Annotated in this window: 15 protein-coding genes and 1 tRNA gene; 8 read left to right on the forward strand and 8 right to left on the reverse strand. The window is 72.0% G+C overall.

Going from position 1 to position 15,111, the window contains the following annotated elements:
* Positions 1 to 109: 109 nt before the first annotated feature.
* From AB0H37_RS40400 to AB0H37_RS40415, 4 genes are all read right to left on the reverse strand, one after another.
* Positions 110 to 183, reverse strand: a tRNA-Met gene (locus AB0H37_RS40400).
* Between the two features lie 50 nt (positions 184 to 233).
* Positions 234 to 1,283 carry a PDZ domain-containing protein gene (locus AB0H37_RS40405; RefSeq protein ID WP_360617900.1) on the reverse strand — a complete coding sequence of 350 codons (1,050 nt, stop codon included), beginning with the start codon at positions 1,281 to 1,283 and terminating at the stop codon, positions 234 to 236.
* Positions 1,284 to 1,310: 27 nt separating this feature from the next.
* Positions 1,311 to 1,754: a molybdenum cofactor biosynthesis protein MoaE gene (locus AB0H37_RS40410; RefSeq protein WP_360617902.1), complete on the reverse strand. Its 444-nt coding sequence runs from the start codon at positions 1,752 to 1,754 to the stop codon at positions 1,311 to 1,313.
* Positions 1,755 to 1,787: 33 nt separating this feature from the next.
* A complete protein-coding gene (locus tag AB0H37_RS40415; protein WP_179833053.1) occupies positions 1,788 to 2,318 on the reverse strand; it encodes a PPA1309 family protein in 531 nt (176 codons plus the stop codon).
* A gap of 118 nt (positions 2,319 to 2,436) precedes the next feature.
* On the opposite strand from AB0H37_RS40415, the gene AB0H37_RS40420 reads away from it, so the two are divergent.
* Positions 2,437 to 5,355: a UPF0182 family protein gene (locus AB0H37_RS40420; protein WP_329094440.1), complete on the forward strand. Its 2,919-nt coding sequence runs from the start codon at positions 2,437 to 2,439 to the stop codon at positions 5,353 to 5,355.
* 39 nt (positions 5,356 to 5,394) lie between these two features.
* Here the strand turns inward: AB0H37_RS40420 and AB0H37_RS40425 are convergent, their stop codons facing one another.
* On the reverse strand, positions 5,395 to 6,477 hold the full coding sequence (locus AB0H37_RS40425; RefSeq protein ID WP_329094441.1) for an NAD-dependent epimerase/dehydratase family protein: 1,083 nt from the start codon (positions 6,475 to 6,477) through the stop codon (positions 5,395 to 5,397).
* Positions 6,478 to 6,566: 89 nt separating this feature from the next.
* Between AB0H37_RS40425 and AB0H37_RS40430 the strand changes: the two genes are divergently transcribed.
* The 6 genes from AB0H37_RS40430 (at position 6,567) to AB0H37_RS40455 (ending at position 11,218) form a co-directional block, all read left to right on the forward strand.
* Positions 6,567 to 7,976, forward strand: a complete 1,410-nt coding sequence (locus AB0H37_RS40430) for a zinc-dependent metalloprotease (RefSeq protein ID WP_360617905.1) — start codon at positions 6,567 to 6,569, stop codon at positions 7,974 to 7,976.
* Positions 7,973 to 8,149: a hypothetical protein gene (locus tag AB0H37_RS40435; RefSeq protein ID WP_179833049.1), complete on the forward strand. Its 177-nt coding sequence runs from the start codon at positions 7,973 to 7,975 to the stop codon at positions 8,147 to 8,149. Before AB0H37_RS40430 ends, AB0H37_RS40435 begins: the two co-directional genes overlap by 4 nt.
* A 193-nt stretch (positions 8,150 to 8,342) precedes the next feature.
* Positions 8,343 to 8,972, forward strand: a complete 630-nt coding sequence (locus AB0H37_RS40440) for a hypothetical protein (RefSeq protein WP_360617907.1) — start codon at positions 8,343 to 8,345, stop codon at positions 8,970 to 8,972.
* Entirely contained in the window at positions 8,969 to 9,973 is a 1,005-nt protein-coding gene (locus AB0H37_RS40445) for a radical SAM/SPASM domain-containing protein (RefSeq protein ID WP_360617909.1), read from the forward strand. Before AB0H37_RS40440 ends, AB0H37_RS40445 begins: the two co-directional genes overlap by 4 nt.
* A complete protein-coding gene (locus AB0H37_RS40450; RefSeq protein WP_360617911.1) occupies positions 9,960 to 10,619 on the forward strand; it encodes an HD domain-containing protein in 660 nt (219 codons plus the stop codon). The genes AB0H37_RS40445 and AB0H37_RS40450 overlap by 14 nt, the downstream gene beginning before the upstream one ends.
* Positions 10,616 to 11,218, forward strand: a complete 603-nt coding sequence (locus tag AB0H37_RS40455) for an NUDIX domain-containing protein (RefSeq protein ID WP_360617913.1) — start codon at positions 10,616 to 10,618, stop codon at positions 11,216 to 11,218. Before AB0H37_RS40450 ends, AB0H37_RS40455 begins: the two co-directional genes overlap by 4 nt.
* Here AB0H37_RS40455 and AB0H37_RS40460 read toward each other — a convergent pair.
* The 3 genes from AB0H37_RS40460 to AB0H37_RS40470 all read right to left on the reverse strand — a co-directional run bounded on the left by AB0H37_RS40460 (position 11,208) and on the right by AB0H37_RS40470 (position 13,401).
* Positions 11,208 to 11,876 (reverse strand): hypothetical protein, encoded by a 669-nt coding sequence (locus AB0H37_RS40460; RefSeq protein ID WP_329094447.1) that lies wholly within the window; start codon positions 11,874 to 11,876, stop codon positions 11,208 to 11,210. The two genes, AB0H37_RS40455 and AB0H37_RS40460, sit on opposite strands and share 11 nt — an antisense overlap.
* Positions 11,873 to 12,463, reverse strand: coding sequence for a M48 family metallopeptidase (locus AB0H37_RS40465; protein WP_229810412.1), 591 nt, complete (start codon positions 12,461 to 12,463; stop codon positions 11,873 to 11,875). The genes AB0H37_RS40460 and AB0H37_RS40465 overlap by 4 nt, the downstream gene beginning before the upstream one ends.
* A 137-nt stretch (positions 12,464 to 12,600) precedes the next feature.
* A complete protein-coding gene (locus AB0H37_RS40470) occupies positions 12,601 to 13,401 on the reverse strand; it encodes an enoyl-CoA hydratase/isomerase family protein (RefSeq protein WP_179833045.1) in 801 nt (266 codons plus the stop codon).
* A gap of 173 nt (positions 13,402 to 13,574) precedes the next feature.
* Between AB0H37_RS40470 and AB0H37_RS40475 the strand changes: the two genes are divergently transcribed.
* The gene (locus tag AB0H37_RS40475; protein ID WP_229810413.1) at positions 13,575 to 14,906 is read left to right on the forward strand and encodes an AarF/ABC1/UbiB kinase family protein; all 1,332 of its coding nucleotides are present in this window, start codon (positions 13,575 to 13,577) and stop codon (positions 14,904 to 14,906) included.
* Positions 14,907 to 15,111 lie beyond the last annotated feature (205 nt).

Consider the following 15,111-nt stretch of genomic DNA (forward strand, 5'->3'; position numbering starts at 1 on the left):
GGGGGATGGCGGAGGCACAGGGGGCTCCGGGGGATCGTCCCCCGGGCGAAATGCGAAGGGCCCTCCCGGGGAAGCCGCAAAGCGGCGACCAGGAGGGCCCTAGGACCAGTAGCGGGGGCAGGATTTGAACCTGCGACCTCTGGGTTATGAGCCCAGCGAGCTACCGAACTGCTCCACCCCGCGGTGATGTCTTAAGTCTATGGCATGCGAGGGAGTGGTCGGTACGCGTGGCGTCAGCGGGTGCAGGCGGGGACGGCGCCCTTGCCGCTCGTGAGGGCGTTGAGGGCCTGGACGGCGTCGTGGAGGGTGTCGGCGCGGACGAGGCGGAGGCCGTCGGGGCGGGAGCCGGCGGCGTCGGCGCAGTTGTCCTTGGGGGTGAGGAAGACGGTGGCGCCGGCCCTGCGGGCGGCGATCATCTTCTGCTGGATGCCGCCGATGGGGCCGACCTTGCCGTCGGGGGTGATGGTGCCGGTGCCGGCGATGAACCTGCCCTGGGTGAGGGGGCCGGGGGTGAGCTTGTCGACGATGGCGAGGGAGAACATGAGGCCGGCGGAGGGGCCGCCGATGTCGCCGATGCTGATGTCGATCTTGAAGGGGAACTTGTACTGGTCGGAGAGGACGATGCCGACGACGGCGCGCTTGCCGCCGGGGTCGGCGACGGTCTTGAGGGTGGCCTTGCCCTGCTTGCCGTCGCGCGTGTAGGCGAGGGTGACGGGGGAGCCGATCGCGCGCTTGGCCATGCCGCCGGTGACCTGGGAGACGCTGGTGACGGCGGCGCCGTCGAGTGCGGTGATCTCGTCGCCGGGCTTGAGGGCGCCGTCGGCGGGGCGCCCCTTCTGGACGCCGTCGACGACGACGCGGGTGGTGACGGGGACGCGGAGTTCGTGGAGGGCGGCGGCTTCGGCGCTCTGCTGGGAGTCCTGCATCGCGCGGGTGTTCTCCTGGTCGACCTGCTTGGGCGACTCGTCCTTGGGGAAGATCGTCTCTTCGGGGACGATGGCGGTGTCGCCGGCGAACCAGCCGCGCAGGGCGGTGAACAGGTCGATGCGTCCGCCGGGGCCGCCGCGGTAGGTGACGGTGGTGAAGTTGAGGTGGCCCTGGTCGGGGTAGGTCTGGCGGCCCTCGATCCTGATGAGGGGCTGGCCCTTGTCGTTCGTGCCGAGGGTGTTGCTCGTGGGGCCGGGCATCAGGGCGACGTACGGGACGCGCATGACGGAGCCGACGAGGGCGAGCACGAGGACGAGCACGCTCGCGAGGGTGAGCGTGGCGGCACGACGAGACATGCCGGAAACTCTATGCGGTTCGGGCCCTCAGCAGGCCCCGACCCACTCGTCGCCCCCGTCGGCGAACGTCTGGTGCTTCCAGATGGGGACGTGGGCCTTGAGGTCGTCGATGAGGCGGCGGCAGGCGGCGAAGGCCTCCTCGCGGTGGGGGCTGGACGCCGCGACGACGACGGCGATGTCGCCGATGCGCAGGTCGCCGACGCGGTGGAGGGCGGCGAGGCCGAGGACGGGGAAGTCGGCGGCGACCTTCTCCATGACGGCGCGGAGTTCGCGCTCGGCGCTGGGGTGGGCGCTGTAGGAGAGGGCGGTGACGGCGCGGGCGTGGTCGGTGTCGCGGACGGTCCCGGCGAAGACGGCGGTGCCGCCGGCGCCGGAGGCGCCGACGGCGGCGTACACCTCGTCGACGGACAGGGGCGTGTCGCGCACGCCGATCAGCCGGATGACGTCCCCGCCGGTAACGCTTTGGCTCACGTCCCGCAGGCTACCTCTCCGGGGCGGTCGCCTTTACTCGGGTGCGCCGGGCTCGTCGGGTTCGAGGGTGGCGGCCAGCGCCTCGGCGAGGGCGGGGACGAGGTCGGGCCCGGTGAGGACCTCGTCGTCGGTGTCGTGGCGGCGCAGCCGGAGGGCGGAGTGCCGGGCGCCGTCGCGCAGCACGCCGACGATCATGCGCACGTCCTCCCGCCTCGGGTGGGACGTGGCGAACTCGGCGGCGCGGGCCTCGTCCTCGGGGATCTCCTCCTCGACCTCGGGCGGCAGGACGATCCGCTCCAGGACGAGGGCGCAGCCCTCGACGGTGTCGGGCCAGGCGATGGTGGCGAGGGCGTCCTCGACGCCGGCCTGGTCGGGCAGGGCGGGCTGTTCGAGGGCGGCGAGGGTGTCGGCGCCGTCCTGCAGGCCGAGTTGCTCGGCGAGCTCGGGCTCGGCGCGGCGCAGTTCGGAGCTGCGGACGAGGGCGTAGATGCGCGGCGCGCTGTCCCAGCCCTCCTGGGCCGAGTGACGTTCGAGGTCCAGCACGACTTCTTCCAGAAGACTCACGGGCCCATCTTTCCCCCATTCAGCCCGGGGAAGTGCGGGAACCCCCGTCCCAGTCGGTAAGTTGCATCTACAGCACCGGCGGGCGGCCGGTGGGAGAGATCTCGATCGGAGGGGCCACTTGACCTTCCGGACTCCCGGTATCGGGCGCCGGCTCGGTACCGGACGGACGCGGCTGCTGCTGCCGGTGATGGTGGCGCTGGCCGCGCTGCTGGTCGCCTTCCTGGTCTTCACGGCCGTGTACACGGACCTGCTGTGGTACCGCTCGATCGGTTTCTCGTCGGTCTACACGACGCAGCTGCGGGCGAAGGTGGTCCTGTTCTTCGGGGCCGGGCTGCTGATGGCGCTGGTGGTGGGCGCGAACGTGGCGGTGGCGTACCGGCTGCGCCCGGCGTACCGCCCGCTGTCGGTGGAGCAGCAGGGCCTGGAGCGCTACCGGGCGGTGATCGACCCGCGGCGGCGGCTGATCGCGTGGGGCCTGCTCGGGGTCCTGGGGATGCTGACGGGGTCGTCGGTGGCGGGCCAGTGGCCCGTGTGGCTGGCGTTCCTGAACCGGACGCCGTTCGGCGTGAAAGACCCGCAGTTCCACAAGGACGTCTCGTTCTACGTCTTCACGTACCCGTTCCTGCGCCTCGTCATCGGGGTCGTCTTCGCGACGGTGATCCTGTCGATCCTGGCCGCGGTGATGGTGCACTACCTGTACGGGGGCCTGCGGCTGCAGGGGCCGGGCGACAAGGCGAGCCCGCCCGCGCGGGCGCACCTGTCGGTGCTGTTCGGGTTGTTCATCCTGCTGAAGGCGGTCGCGTACTGGTTCGACCGGTACGGGCTGGTGCATTCGGAGCGCGGGGTGGCGACGGGCGCGTCCTACACGGACGTGAACGCGCTGCTGCCGGCGAAGACGATCCTGGCCGTGATCGCCCTGCTGTGCGCCGCCATGTTCTTCAGCAACCTGCTGCGGCGCGGCATGATGCTGCCGGGCGTCGGGTTCACGCTGCTGGTGCTGTCGGCGATCCTGCTCGGCGGGGTGTACCCGCTGCTGATCCAGCAGTTCCAGGTGAAGCCGGACGAGCTGGCCAGGGAGCGCCAGTTCATCCAGCGCAACATCGAGTTCACGCGCAGGGCCTACGGGGTGGACGGGGCGCGGGTCGTTCCGTACGGGTCGCAGCCGGTGACCGACAAGAAGTCCCTCCAGGACGAGGCCGGGAAGCTCGGGCAGAGCGGGGTGCGCGTCCTCGACCCGAACGTGGTGGGCGAGACGTTCCAGCAGTTGCAGCGGATCCGGCCGTTCTACCGGTTCCCCGACACGCTGGACGTCGACCGCTACCAGGTGAACGGCAAGCTCGTCGACACCGTGGTCGCGCTGCGCGAGCTGTCCGGAGCGCCGGTGGGGCAGCGCAGCTGGGTGAAGGACCACATGGTCTACACGCACGGCTACGGGTTCGTGTCCGCCTACGGCGACCGTTTCGACTCGACGGAGCCGGCCTTCATCACCCCGGACATGCCGGCGTCCCCGAACCAGCCGATCAAGGTGGCGCAGCCGGAGATCTACTTCGGGGAGCGCTCGCCGCGGTACTCGGTGGTCGGCGGCCGCGGTCAGCAGGAGCTGAACTACCCGGACAACAGCCCCTCGGGGCAGCAGAGCAGCACCTACGACGGGCAGGGCGGCGTGCCCGTCGACTCGTTCGCGCACCGGCTGCTGTACTCGGCGAAGTTCCAGGACAAGAACCTGCTGCTGTCGGGCGCGATCGACAAGAACGCGAAGATCCTCTACGACCGGTCGCCGCGGCAGATGGTGCAGAAGGCGGCGCCGTGGCTGACGCTGGACGGCGACCCGTACCCGACGGTGGTGAACGGCCGCATCCTGTGGGTGGTGGACGGCTACACGACGTCCGGCAGCTATCCGTACTCGGAGGAGATGAGCCTCGGGGAGGCCACCCGCGACACGATCACCGACACGCGGTCGGCGGTGGCGCGGCAGGCCAACGACCACATCAACTACCTGCGCAACTCGGTGAAGGCGACGGTGGACGCCTACGACGGCACGGTCCACCTGTACCAGTGGGACGAGAACGACCCGATCACCAAGACGTGGATGAAGGTGTTCGACGGCACGGTGCAGCCGCGGTCGTCGATCCCGCCGGAGCTGGAGTCGCATTTCCGCTACCCGCAGGACCAGTTCAAGGTCCAGCGGAAGGTCCTCACGAAGTACCACGTGACGGACCCGTCGGCGTTCTACAACGGGGAGGGCTTCTGGGAGGTGCCCGAGGACCCGTCCGCCAAGGGCAAGCAGCAGCCCCCCTACTACCAGAGCCTGCGGATGCCGGGCCAGGACGCCCAGTCCTTCTCGCTGACCACGGTGTTCAACCCGCGCGGCAACCCGCAGCTCGCCGCGTTCATGTCGGTGGGGTCGAACCCGGGGCGCGACTACGGGCAGATCCAGATCCTGCAGATGCCGCGCAACGCTCAGCCGGCGGGGCCGGGCCAGGTGCAGAACTCCTTCGAGACCGATCCGAAGGTGAAGTCCGATCTGTTCGCCTTGCGGCAGGGCGGGACGAAGACCGTCCCGGGCAACCTGCTGACGATCCCGTTCGGGGGCGGCCTGCTGTACGTGGAGCCGATGTACACGAAGGCGGCGGGCGGCTCCGAGCAGCAGCCCTACCCGATCCGCGGCAAGATCCTCGTGCGGTACGGGGAGGGCATCGCCGCGGCCGACACCCTCGACGAGGCGTTGAAGCAGGTGCTCGGCGGCACCGGCGCCCCGGCGCAGCCTGGATCGCAGGTGCCGCCGGACCAGCAGCTGAGCGCGTCGGCGCAGAAGGCGATCGAGGATCTGAAGGCCGCCGTGGCCGACTACGAGAGCGCCCAGAAGAAGGGCGACTACCCGGGCATGGGCGAGGCCTGGAAGCGGATCAAGGACGCGCAGGCCGCGCTGTCGGCCGCGGGCCACAAGGCGCCGAAGACCTCCCCCAGCCCGTCGCCGAGCCCGTCGGGGTCGCCGTCGCCGTCCGCCTCGCCGAGCGCCACGGCGCCGGCGAGCTGACGGCGCCGCCGGCCCGCCGGAAGGGCGGGCCGGCGGGGTTCAGCGGCGGCGCTTGCGGGCGCGGCGGATGGCGGCGGCCGCGCCGATCGCGGCGACGGTGGCGCCCGCGGCGGTCGCCATGGTGGCCTCCTTGCCCCCGACCCGACGGCCGACGACGGCGTGCCGTCCGGCGGTCTCCTCCATCACGGCGCGCAGGGCGGCCGCGTTGTCGTGGAGGGGTTTCCAGCCGGCGGCGCGCAGCCGCGCGCAGTCCACGACCCACGGGTAGGCGACGTAGTGCAGGTCGGTGGCGGGCGCGGGGGTCATGCCGAGCCGGTGCAGGCGCTGCGCCATCCCGAAGGTGAGGGCGGCGGGCAGCTCGATGGGGCGCTTGCCGGTGATCTCGGCGACCTCCTCGGGGCCGAGCCAGCCCTCGGAGCCGACGGCGAGGGGGCCGGCCAGGTTCTCGATGACGACGACGTCCAGGGCGGACGCGAGGTCGTCGATGTGGCAGAACTGCCAGCCGGGGGTGCTGCCCTTGACCGACAGGAGCCGGGGCGCCTCGAAGTGCCGGGTGACGACGGTGTCCACACCGGGCCCGGCGAGCGCGGCTGGGCGGACGACGGTGACCTCCACCCCGGGGTGGGTGAGGTGCGCGGTGGCGGCCAGCTCCTCGATCTCCAGATAGTCGCCGGCGATGGAGGTGCTCGCCTCGGCGAGCAGCGGCGCGTCCTCGCTCAGCGGCACCTCGTTGCCGGGCCCCGCCCCGTACACCATCGCGGACGTGACGAGGACCACGCGCCGGACGCGGGCCGCCGCCGCGGCGGTGACCACGGTCTGGGCGCCGCGGACGTTGTGGGTGCGGCGCTCGCGCGGGTCCACGTCCGGGGACCGTTCGAGGTCCAGGTTGACGATCACGTCGACGTCGGAGAGCCGGCCGGGCAGCAGCGGATCCCTGATGTCGACGACACGCCAGGTGACTCCGGCCACGTCGCCGCGGTGCCCGTCGATGGCGACGACCTTGCGGATCTCTTCCCGTTCGGCGAGCCGGGCGGCCAGCAGCCGACCCGCGCCGGTGGCCGCGCCGGTGACGGCGACGACCGGGCCCTTGCTACGCCGAGGGCGAACCTTGCCCGTTGCCACGGGGGTGCCCCCTTCCTTGAGTACGCGACCTTGCCGGGACCGGCTAACGTTGCGGATATGAGCCCATCATGCATCCCAGGGGCAAACCGATGAGTGACACTCCGTTCGGCTTCAACCGTCCCGGGGACGGCGACGACGACGACCGGCCCCAGGATCCGTTCAAGGGCATGGGCGGCGACATGGCCCAGTTCGCCGACATGCTGCACCGGTTCGCGGACATGATCGGCGCGCAGGGTGCGGGCGGCGAGGGCGGCGGCCCCCTCAACTGGGACCTGGCCAAGAACATCGCCCGGCACACCGTGGTGGAGCAGGGCGACCCGTCGATCGTGGACACCGAGCGGCGCCAGGTCGAGGAGGCGCTGCGCCTGGCGGAGCTGTGGCTGGACGAGCGGACGACGCTGCCCGCCGGGATCCGCACGCCGCAGGCGTGGAGCCGGTCGGAGTGGATCGAGCAGACGCTCCCGGTGTGGGCGAAGGTGTGCGACCCGATCGCGTCCCGCATGGTCGACTCGATGGGCGGGGCGCTCGGCGGCGGCGAGATCCCCGCCGAGATGCAGGCGATGGCGGGCCCGCTGATCGGGATGGTCAAGCAGATGGCCGGGGCGATGGTCGGCGGGCAGGCCGGGCAGGCGCTCGGCGGGCTGGCCCGCGAGGTGACCGGCTCCGCCGACGTGGGGCTGCCGCTGGCGCCCGACGGCGTCGGGGCGCTGCTGCCCGCGGGCGTCGAGGCGTTCGGGGAGGGCCTGGAGGTCTCCTCCGACGAGGTCCGGCTCTACCTGGCGCTGCGGGAGGCCGCGCACCAGCGGCTGTTCACGCACGTGCCGTGGCTGCGCTCGCACCTGCTGGGCGCGGTCGAGGAGTACGCGCGCGGCATCACCGTCGACCTGTCGGGCATCGAGCAGGCCGTCCAGGGGCTCGACATGAGCAACCCGGAGGCCATCCAGGAGGCGCTCGGCGGGGAGATCCAGCTCCAGCCCGAGGAGACGCCGCGGCAGAAGGCGGCGCTGGCCCGGCTGGAGACCGCGCTGGCGCTGGTCGAGGGCTGGGTCGACACGGTCGTGAACGAGGCCGCGCAGGGCCGGCTGCCCGGCTCGGTGAAGCTGGCGGAGGCGGTGCGGCGGCGCCGCGCGACGGGCGGCCCGGCGGAGCGGACGTTCGCGACGCTCGTCGGCCTGGAGCTGCGCCCGCGACGGCTGCGGGAGGCGGCGACGCTGTGGCGGTCGCTGACCGAGGCGCGCGGCACCGAGGGCCGGGACGCCGTCTGGGAGCACCCCGACCTGCTGCCGACGTCCGACGACCTGGACGACCCGGAGGGCTTCGTCCACGGCCGCGCCGAGATCGAGGGCCTGTCCGACATCGATCTGTCCAGGCTCACCAAGGGGCTGGACGAGGACGAGAAGCCCGACGAGAAGCCCGACGAGAAGGACTCCGGGGAGGAGCCGGACGGCGGCGATCCCGGTGGCGAACGGGGGCCCGGCGACGAGGGGCCGCGCGCATGAGCCGGTCGCGCCCGTCGCGGGTGAACGGCTGCCGGTACGAGCCCGGCTCGTCCACGAACGCGATCCGCAGGCGGATCGCGCGGGCGAGCCTGTGCTGGCAGCGGCCGCTCGACCAGGAGCGGCGCCGCCGCCATCCCGCCAACTCCCGCTACCCGCGCGTCGGGAGGGCCTGACGACGCCGCCGGCGCGACGATGCGGAAATGGCGCTGCATTCCGTGTAATCACGCATTGAGCGGCTAAGCGGATCACCGTACGCTGATGCCGAAATCTTCGGCCGCGCACGCTCTATCCGTCACAGGCAGGCTTCGGTTGGACAGGTTCCGTTCCTTCGTCAGGTTCGCCTTCGGTGTGGCTCTCGTCGGCATATTGATCAATCTGGTTTCCAGCGTTATCGACGACCGCTATCCGGCCTTCCGGAACCTGCTGATCGGCGTCGCGGTGGCGGGCGTGGTCGGCTGGCTGCTCGTGCTGCTCACCCAGTACGTCTTCTCCTATGTGGCGGGTGGCCGGTACGCCGTTGAGGCGCTCATATTGAACTCGCGGAACGAACTGCTCATGTACCGGCACCCGCACCACAAGGTGATGCTGCCGCCCGGCGGTCGCGTGAAGCGTTCGGAGTTCCCCAATTTCGCACTGCAGTTGCGGCTGGAGGAGCGGCTGGGTCTCAATCCGCGGCAGTACAGGTTCGATGACCACTTCCACCACGGCATCGACGAGAACACCGGGCACCTCGGCGAGATCCAGCGCTTCGCCGCGCCGTTCCTGGTGCAGCGCGAGATCCACCGCCAGCGCACCTTCGTGCGGTTCCACTACGACCTGATCTACGTCCTGCGGCTGCTGGACGACCACACGGCGTTCGACTCCCCGAAGTACGACCCCGTGCACTTCGTGGATCTCGCGGCGCTGCGGGAGATGGTGGCGCAGCGCCGGTCCTTTCCGGACGTCCTGGACGCCTACCGCAGGGTCCTCGACACCATCCACGGGGCGCAGGCTTGATCAGGATCAGGTTTCCCCGCGGCGTCGCCGCACCGGCGTGGCTGCGCGACCTCGGCGACCATGTCGAGGTCACCGAGGACCCCTCCGTCCTGGCGCTGGAGGAGGAGAAGAACACGGACCGGCAGCGGGCGGCCGTCGACCGCGTCCTGCGCCCGGAGTTCGCGCGGCTGTGGTCCGCCGAGGACCGGATCTTCAATCTGGTCTCGGTGGAGACGCGCGCGGGCTGCAACCACACCTGCACGTTCTGCCCGGTCTCGCGGGCGGTCGACCCGCGTCCCGCCGGCGAGCTGGACCTCGCCGCGATCGATCTGATCGCCCGGCAGCTGGGCGAACTGGGCTACACCGGGCGGATCGCGCCCTTCGGGAACAACGAGCCGTTGCTCGACCACCGGCTCCCCGACATCGTGGCGACCTTCCGCCGCTCCTGCCCGGCAGCCGACATCCGCGTCCTCACGAACGGCACCCTGGCCCGGCCGGCCCAGGTGGCGGAGCTGTTCGAGGCCGGCCTGTCGACGTTGTCCGTCAACAACTACTCCGACGGCAGACGCGTCATCGCTCCGATCCGCGGGTTGCTGGCCGAGGCCGACCGCCTGCGGCATCATGACATCCGGATCAGCGTGCGGCGGCGAACGGAGATCCTCACCACTCGGGCGGGCCTGGCACCGAACAAGCCTCACCCCACCGCGGAGCCCCGCGGCTTCTGCGCGCTTCCGTTCACCGACCTGCACATTTCCTACACCGGTGAGGTCAACCTGTGCTGCTTTGACGCCTACGGCCGCATCCGCGTGGGGAACGTCGCCGAGACTCCGTTGACGGAGATCTGGCGATCCCCGCTGCTCGCCCGCTACCGCGCGAGCCTGCTGCGGTCCGAGCGCGCGGACCTCGAACCGTGCCGGCACTGCGACTTCGACGGTTTCCGGGCCCCCACCCCCGATGCGTCCCGGCCCCTGGTCCGCAACGACATCCTGACTCCGGGAGCACCGACTCGTGAACAAGACTGAGGTCATCGAGCGCACCGCCGAATATGCCCGGGAGACGCTGCACTCGGACTCGTCCGGGCACGACTGGTGGCATGTGGCGAGGGTCCACCGGCTGGCCCGGGAGCTCGGCGCCGGAGAAGGGGCCGACCTGTACGTGGTCGAACTCGCCGCCCTGCTCCACGACATCTCCGACTACAAGCTCAACGGCGGCGATCTGGACGAGGGCTCGCGCCGGGCCTTCGCCTGGCTCGTCGGCCTCGGCGAGCCGGAGGATCTCGCGCGGGCCGTGGCGGACATCATCGCGACGATGTCCTTCAAGGGAGCGGGCACCGTGTCCGCGATGCCGACCATCGAGGGGAAGGTGGTCCAGGACGCCGACCGGCTCGACGCGCTCGGGGCCATCGGAGTGGCGCGCGCCTTCGCCTACGGCGGCTTCAAGGGCGAGCCCATGCACCTGCCCGACCTGCCGCCGCACCTGCATGCGTCCGTGGACGACTACCTCAACCGCCAGGGCACCACGATCAACCACTTCCACGAGAAGCTCCTCCTGCTGAAGGACAGGATGAACACGCCGGGCGCACGCCGCCTGGCCGAGCGACGGCATCGCGTCCTGGAGCAGTTCCTCGCCGACTTCCTCACCGAGTGGGACGCCGGGGACCTGACATGATCCCCGGCTCCGGCTCCCGGCCCGCCGGCGCCTCGGACCGTCACACCGATTCGGCTCCTCACGGTGAGGCGGTCTCGATGCTGCTCGGGTGGAGTGCGCCGAGCGGGGAGCAGGAGCGGCTCCGGACGGAGTTCCTGGAGCATCTGGCCGTTCATCCCGACGGCACCGATCGCGGCTGCGGGTCCGGTCACATCACGGTCGGCATCGTCGTCTTCGACCGGGCACGGGCGAACGTGCTGCTCACGCACCACCGCGGGCTTGGCAGATGGACTCAGCTCGGCGGCCACTGCGAGACCGGCGACGCCGACCTCGTCGCGGCGGCGCGGCGGGAGGCCGCCGAGGAGTCCGGCATCCCGGGCATCGAGGTGGAGCCCTCCCCCCTCCGGCTCGATCGCTATCGTGCTCGCTGCCGTGGCCGGGACCTGCTGCATTTCGACGTGCAGTTCGCGGCGACGGCCCCGCCCCGGGCGGTGCCGGAGCCTGCGGCCGGCGGGGACGAGGCGCGGTGGTTCCCGGTGCCGGCCCTGCCCTTCTCGGCGGACGAGTCCACGCGAAGCCTGGTCCGGCACGCCCTGGCCCGGCGTGGGCTCAACCCCTGAGCGGGTGGCCTTCCAGGAGGGCGCGGGTGCTCTCCCAGCCTTCCAGGCCGGGGTCCAGGAACCGCAGGTCGTCGGGGGTGCGGAGGCGGTGCCAGCCGGGGCCCTGCGGCACGAGCCCGGGGCGCGGCGCGGCGGCGCGGAGCCGGGCGAGGGCGTCGGGGGTGTCGAGGTCGACCTCGCGCAGGGCGCCGGCGAGCCAGCCGGGCAGCGGGAGGCGGGCGGCGAGGGCGACCAGGCCGTTGCCGCGGGCGTCGGCGCCTTCGGCCTGGCAGGCGGCGGCCGGGGCCGCGCCGAGGGCGCGGAAGAGCTTGCCGAGCAGCAGCGGCGGCAGGTCGGGGGCGTCGGGGGCGATCAGTGCGGCGGTCTCGGCGCCGAGGGCGTGCAGGGCGGCGAACGCGCCGGCGAGGGTGGCCTCGCGGACGATCGGCGTGCCCGGCCAGGTGACGGCCTCGGCGTCCGGCTGGTCCGGCGGGTCCAGGACGAGCGCGGGCGTCACCAGTTCGAGTCCGGCGACGACCTCGTAGGTGTCTTCGAGCAGCGCGAGCCGGAAATCCTCCGGGTCGAGGCCGGGCGGCACGGCGGAGCCGGAGGGCCACGCGAGCACGGCGGCGCAGCGCGCCGGGCCTTGCGGCCGCCCCGTGGTGACCTGCTCGGTCACCCGGCGGCCTCGTGCGGGTACTCCTCGCCGGGGTGCAGGCCGTCGCCGTGGTGGATGTCCGCGACGTCGTCGGGGGCGTCGGCTTCGAGCGGCAGGTGGGCGGCCGCGGCGACGCCCTCCAGGTAGCCGCGGGCGCGGTCGGCCTTCGGGTAGTTGCCGACCAGCTGCCAGAAGTCGGCGCCGTGCCCGGGGATGAGCAGGTGCGCCAGCTCGTGGACGAGGACGTAGTCCACGACCCAGCCGGGCATGCCGCGCAGCCGCGTGGACAGCCGGATCGTGCCGTCGTCGGGGGTGCACGATCCCCAGCGGGCGCGCTGGTTGGCGACCCAGCGGACGCTGACCGGGTCGGCGCGGCCGGCCAGGTAGCGGCGGGACAGCTCCTGGGCGCGGGACTGGAGGTCGGCGTCGGTGGGCCGCCGCCGGCGCTCCCTCTCCGCGAGGCGTTCCAGGATGGTCGCGATCCACTGTTCCTCTTCGGCTTTGCTCAGCCTGGACGGAACCATCACCACCACCTTGTCGCCCTCACGGTAGGCGGACACGGTGCGCCTGCGCCTCGGGCTGCGGCGGACCTCAACGTTAGGGGGCACGGTCAGAACCGTACTCGAATTTTTGCCAAATCCACAGGGGGTGTTGGGCGTTACCGCAGGTCAACCCCTACGTTTTGGACAGTTCTCCAACGCTTCCACCAATCTCGGCGGACGGTTCCGGCGACCGCCCGCGCACTTTACTCGCCTGAGAATTGCGGGCGGCGCTTCTCTCGCTGGGCCGCGAGCCCTTCGCGCATGTCCTTGGACGCCATCGTCACCGGCTGGGCGAGGGACTCCCAGCGCAGCGCCGACTCCATGTCGGGGTGGCCGCCGTTCGCCAGGGCGACCTTGGTGAGCCGGGTCGCGATCGGCGCCTGCGCCGCGATCCGCGCGGCGACGGCGAGGGACTCCTCCAGCACGTCCTCGCGCGGGAGGGCCCGGTTGACCAGGCCGTGCTCGGCGGCCTCGGCACCGGTGAGGACCCGTCCGGCCAGCAGCATCTCGCGGGCCAGCGGCAGCCCGGCGACCTCGGGGAACAGCCAGGTCGCGGCCATGCCGGGGTGCAGGCCGAGCGCGGTGAACGGGGCGAGCAGCTTGGCGTCCCGCGCCGCGTACCGCAGGTCGCAGGCCAGCGCGAGGCAGAGGCCGGCGCCGACGGCGTGCCCGTTGACGGCGGCGATCGTCGGCACCTCCAGGCCGCGGATCGCGAGCCACGTCCGGTAGAACTCCAGCATCCGGTCGCGCAGCGGCGGGACGGCGACGTCGCCGGTGCCGGCCAGCCAGGACAGTTCGCCGCCGGAGCTGAACGCGGTGCCGGCGCCGGTCACGACGACGCAGCGCAGGGCCGGGTCGGCGCGCAGGTCCTCGACGGCCCGCTTCCACGCGGCGGTGAGGTCGTCCGCCATGGCGTTGCGGCGGCCGGGGTCGTTCAGGGTGAGGACGGCGATCCCGTCGGGACGGCGGTCGATCACTAGCACATCGGCAGGCTCCGCGGACATGTCCGGCACCGTACCGCGCCCGCCGGGGCGCGCGGCGCGCGGCCCCTCCTCCGCGTGAGAAAGCGCACACTTACCACATTTGCCCAGGTCAGCCGGGTGGGCCGGTTCCGGCTTCGGGGAGAGTTCGAGAGGGTTGTGGCGTGCACGACAGTGGATCATCGACAATGGTCGACGTGAGCGATCTTCCCCGCCGCGCGGTGACGCGGTCAGCAAAGCTGGCGTCCCTCCCCATCGGCTTCGCGGGACGCACCGCCCTCGGCATGGGGAAGCGGACCTTCGGCCGGCCGGCGGAGACGGTCGCGATGGAGATCCAGACCCGGACCGCCGAGCAGCTGTTCAAGGTGCTCGGCGAGCTCAAGGGCGGCGCGATGAAGCTCGGCCAGATGCTGTCGATCTTCGAGGCGGCGCTTCCACCGGAGATCGCCGGCCCGTACCGGGCCACGCTGACCAGGCTGCAGGAGGCCGCTCCCCCGCTGCCGGTGTCGACCGTCCACAAGGTGCTGGAGGAGTTCCTCGGGGAGGACTGGCGCGACTACTTCGAGTCGTTCGACGACCGGCCGGCCGCCGCCGCGTCGATCGGCCAGGTGCACCGCGCCGTCTGGCACGACGGCCGGGCCGTCGCGGTGAAGGTGCAGTACCCGGGCGCGGGCAAGGCGCTGATCAGCGACTTCAACCAGCTCGCCCGGCTGGGCCGGCTGTTCGGGGTGCTGATGCCCGGCCTGGACGTCAAGTCGATGCTGGCCGAGCTCAAGGAGCGGGTGGTCGAGGAGCTCGACTACACGATCGAGGCCGAGTCGCAGGCGCGGTTCCGCGAGGCCTACCTGGACGACCCCGACTTCGCCATCCCCGAGGTCATCGCGCAGTCCGGCAACATCCTGATCACCGAGTGGATGGACGGCACCGCGCTCTCGAAGATCATCAGCGACGGGGACCAGGAGACCCGCGACCACGCGGCCCTGCTGTACTGCCGGTTCCTGCTGTCGGGACCGAAGCGGTCCGGGATGCTGCACGGCGACCCGCACCCCGGCAACTTCCGGCTGCTGGAGGACGGCCGGCTCGGCGTCCTGGACTTCGGCGCCGTCGACCGCATTCCCGGCGGGTTCCAGCGCCGGCTCGGGCTGCTGCTGCGGATCGGAACGATGGCCGACATCGACGAGGTCGAGGACGCCCTGCGCCGGGAGGACTTCATCCGCGAGGGCGTGGACATCGACGCCGAGTCGCTCCAGGCGTTCCTCGCACCGATCACCGAGCCGTTCGTCACCGAGACGTTCAAGTTCAACCGCGAGTGGCTGCGCGACATGGCCGCCCAGGTCACCGACCTGCGCCCCTCCAACGTCGTCCGGCAGCTGAACCTGCCGCCCGAGTACGTGATCATCCATCGGGTGCTGTCGGCGGGCACCGGCGTGCTGTGCCAGCTCGAGTGCGAGATCCCGGCCCGTGCCGAGTCGCTGAAGTGGGTGCCCGGCTTCGCCGACGACGCGGACGGCGAGCTGGTCAGCGGCTGACCGCTCCACCCGGGAGGCGCCGCACGCGGAGGCGCCGGCACCCGGAGAAGCCCGGGGGCCCCGCGCACTGATGAGGTGCGCGGGGCCCCGCTCTTCACGCGTCCGGTGAGTGGGCCACCGGACGCGCTCCACGCGCCCGCCGGGAGGCGTGCCGTCCGCCAAACCATCCAAGAAAGAACGGACGGCGGCCTGCGACCGGCGAGCT

It is taken from the genome of Actinomadura sp. NPDC023710, from assembly GCF_040639875.1.
GTDB lineage: Bacteria > Actinomycetota > Actinomycetes > Streptosporangiales > Streptosporangiaceae > Spirillospora > Spirillospora citrea.

Excerpts from the sequence above, each read along its gene's own strand:
- AB0H37_RS40435 (WP_179833049.1), top strand. The coding sequence starts at position 7,973 with ATGAGCCGGTCGCGCCCGTCGCGGGTGAACGGCTGCCGGTACGAGCCC.
- AB0H37_RS40470 (WP_179833045.1), bottom strand. The coding sequence starts at position 13,401 with ATGTCCGCGGAGCCTGCCGATGTGCTAGTGATCGACCGCCGTCCCGAC.
- AB0H37_RS40405 (WP_360617900.1), bottom strand. The coding sequence starts at position 1,283 with ATGTCTCGTCGTGCCGCCACGCTCACCCTCGCGAGCGTGCTCGTCCTC.
- AB0H37_RS40455 (WP_360617913.1), top strand. The coding sequence starts at position 10,616 with ATGATCCCCGGCTCCGGCTCCCGGCCCGCCGGCGCCTCGGACCGTCAC.
- AB0H37_RS40430 (WP_360617905.1), top strand. The coding sequence starts at position 6,567 with ATGAGTGACACTCCGTTCGGCTTCAACCGTCCCGGGGACGGCGACGAC.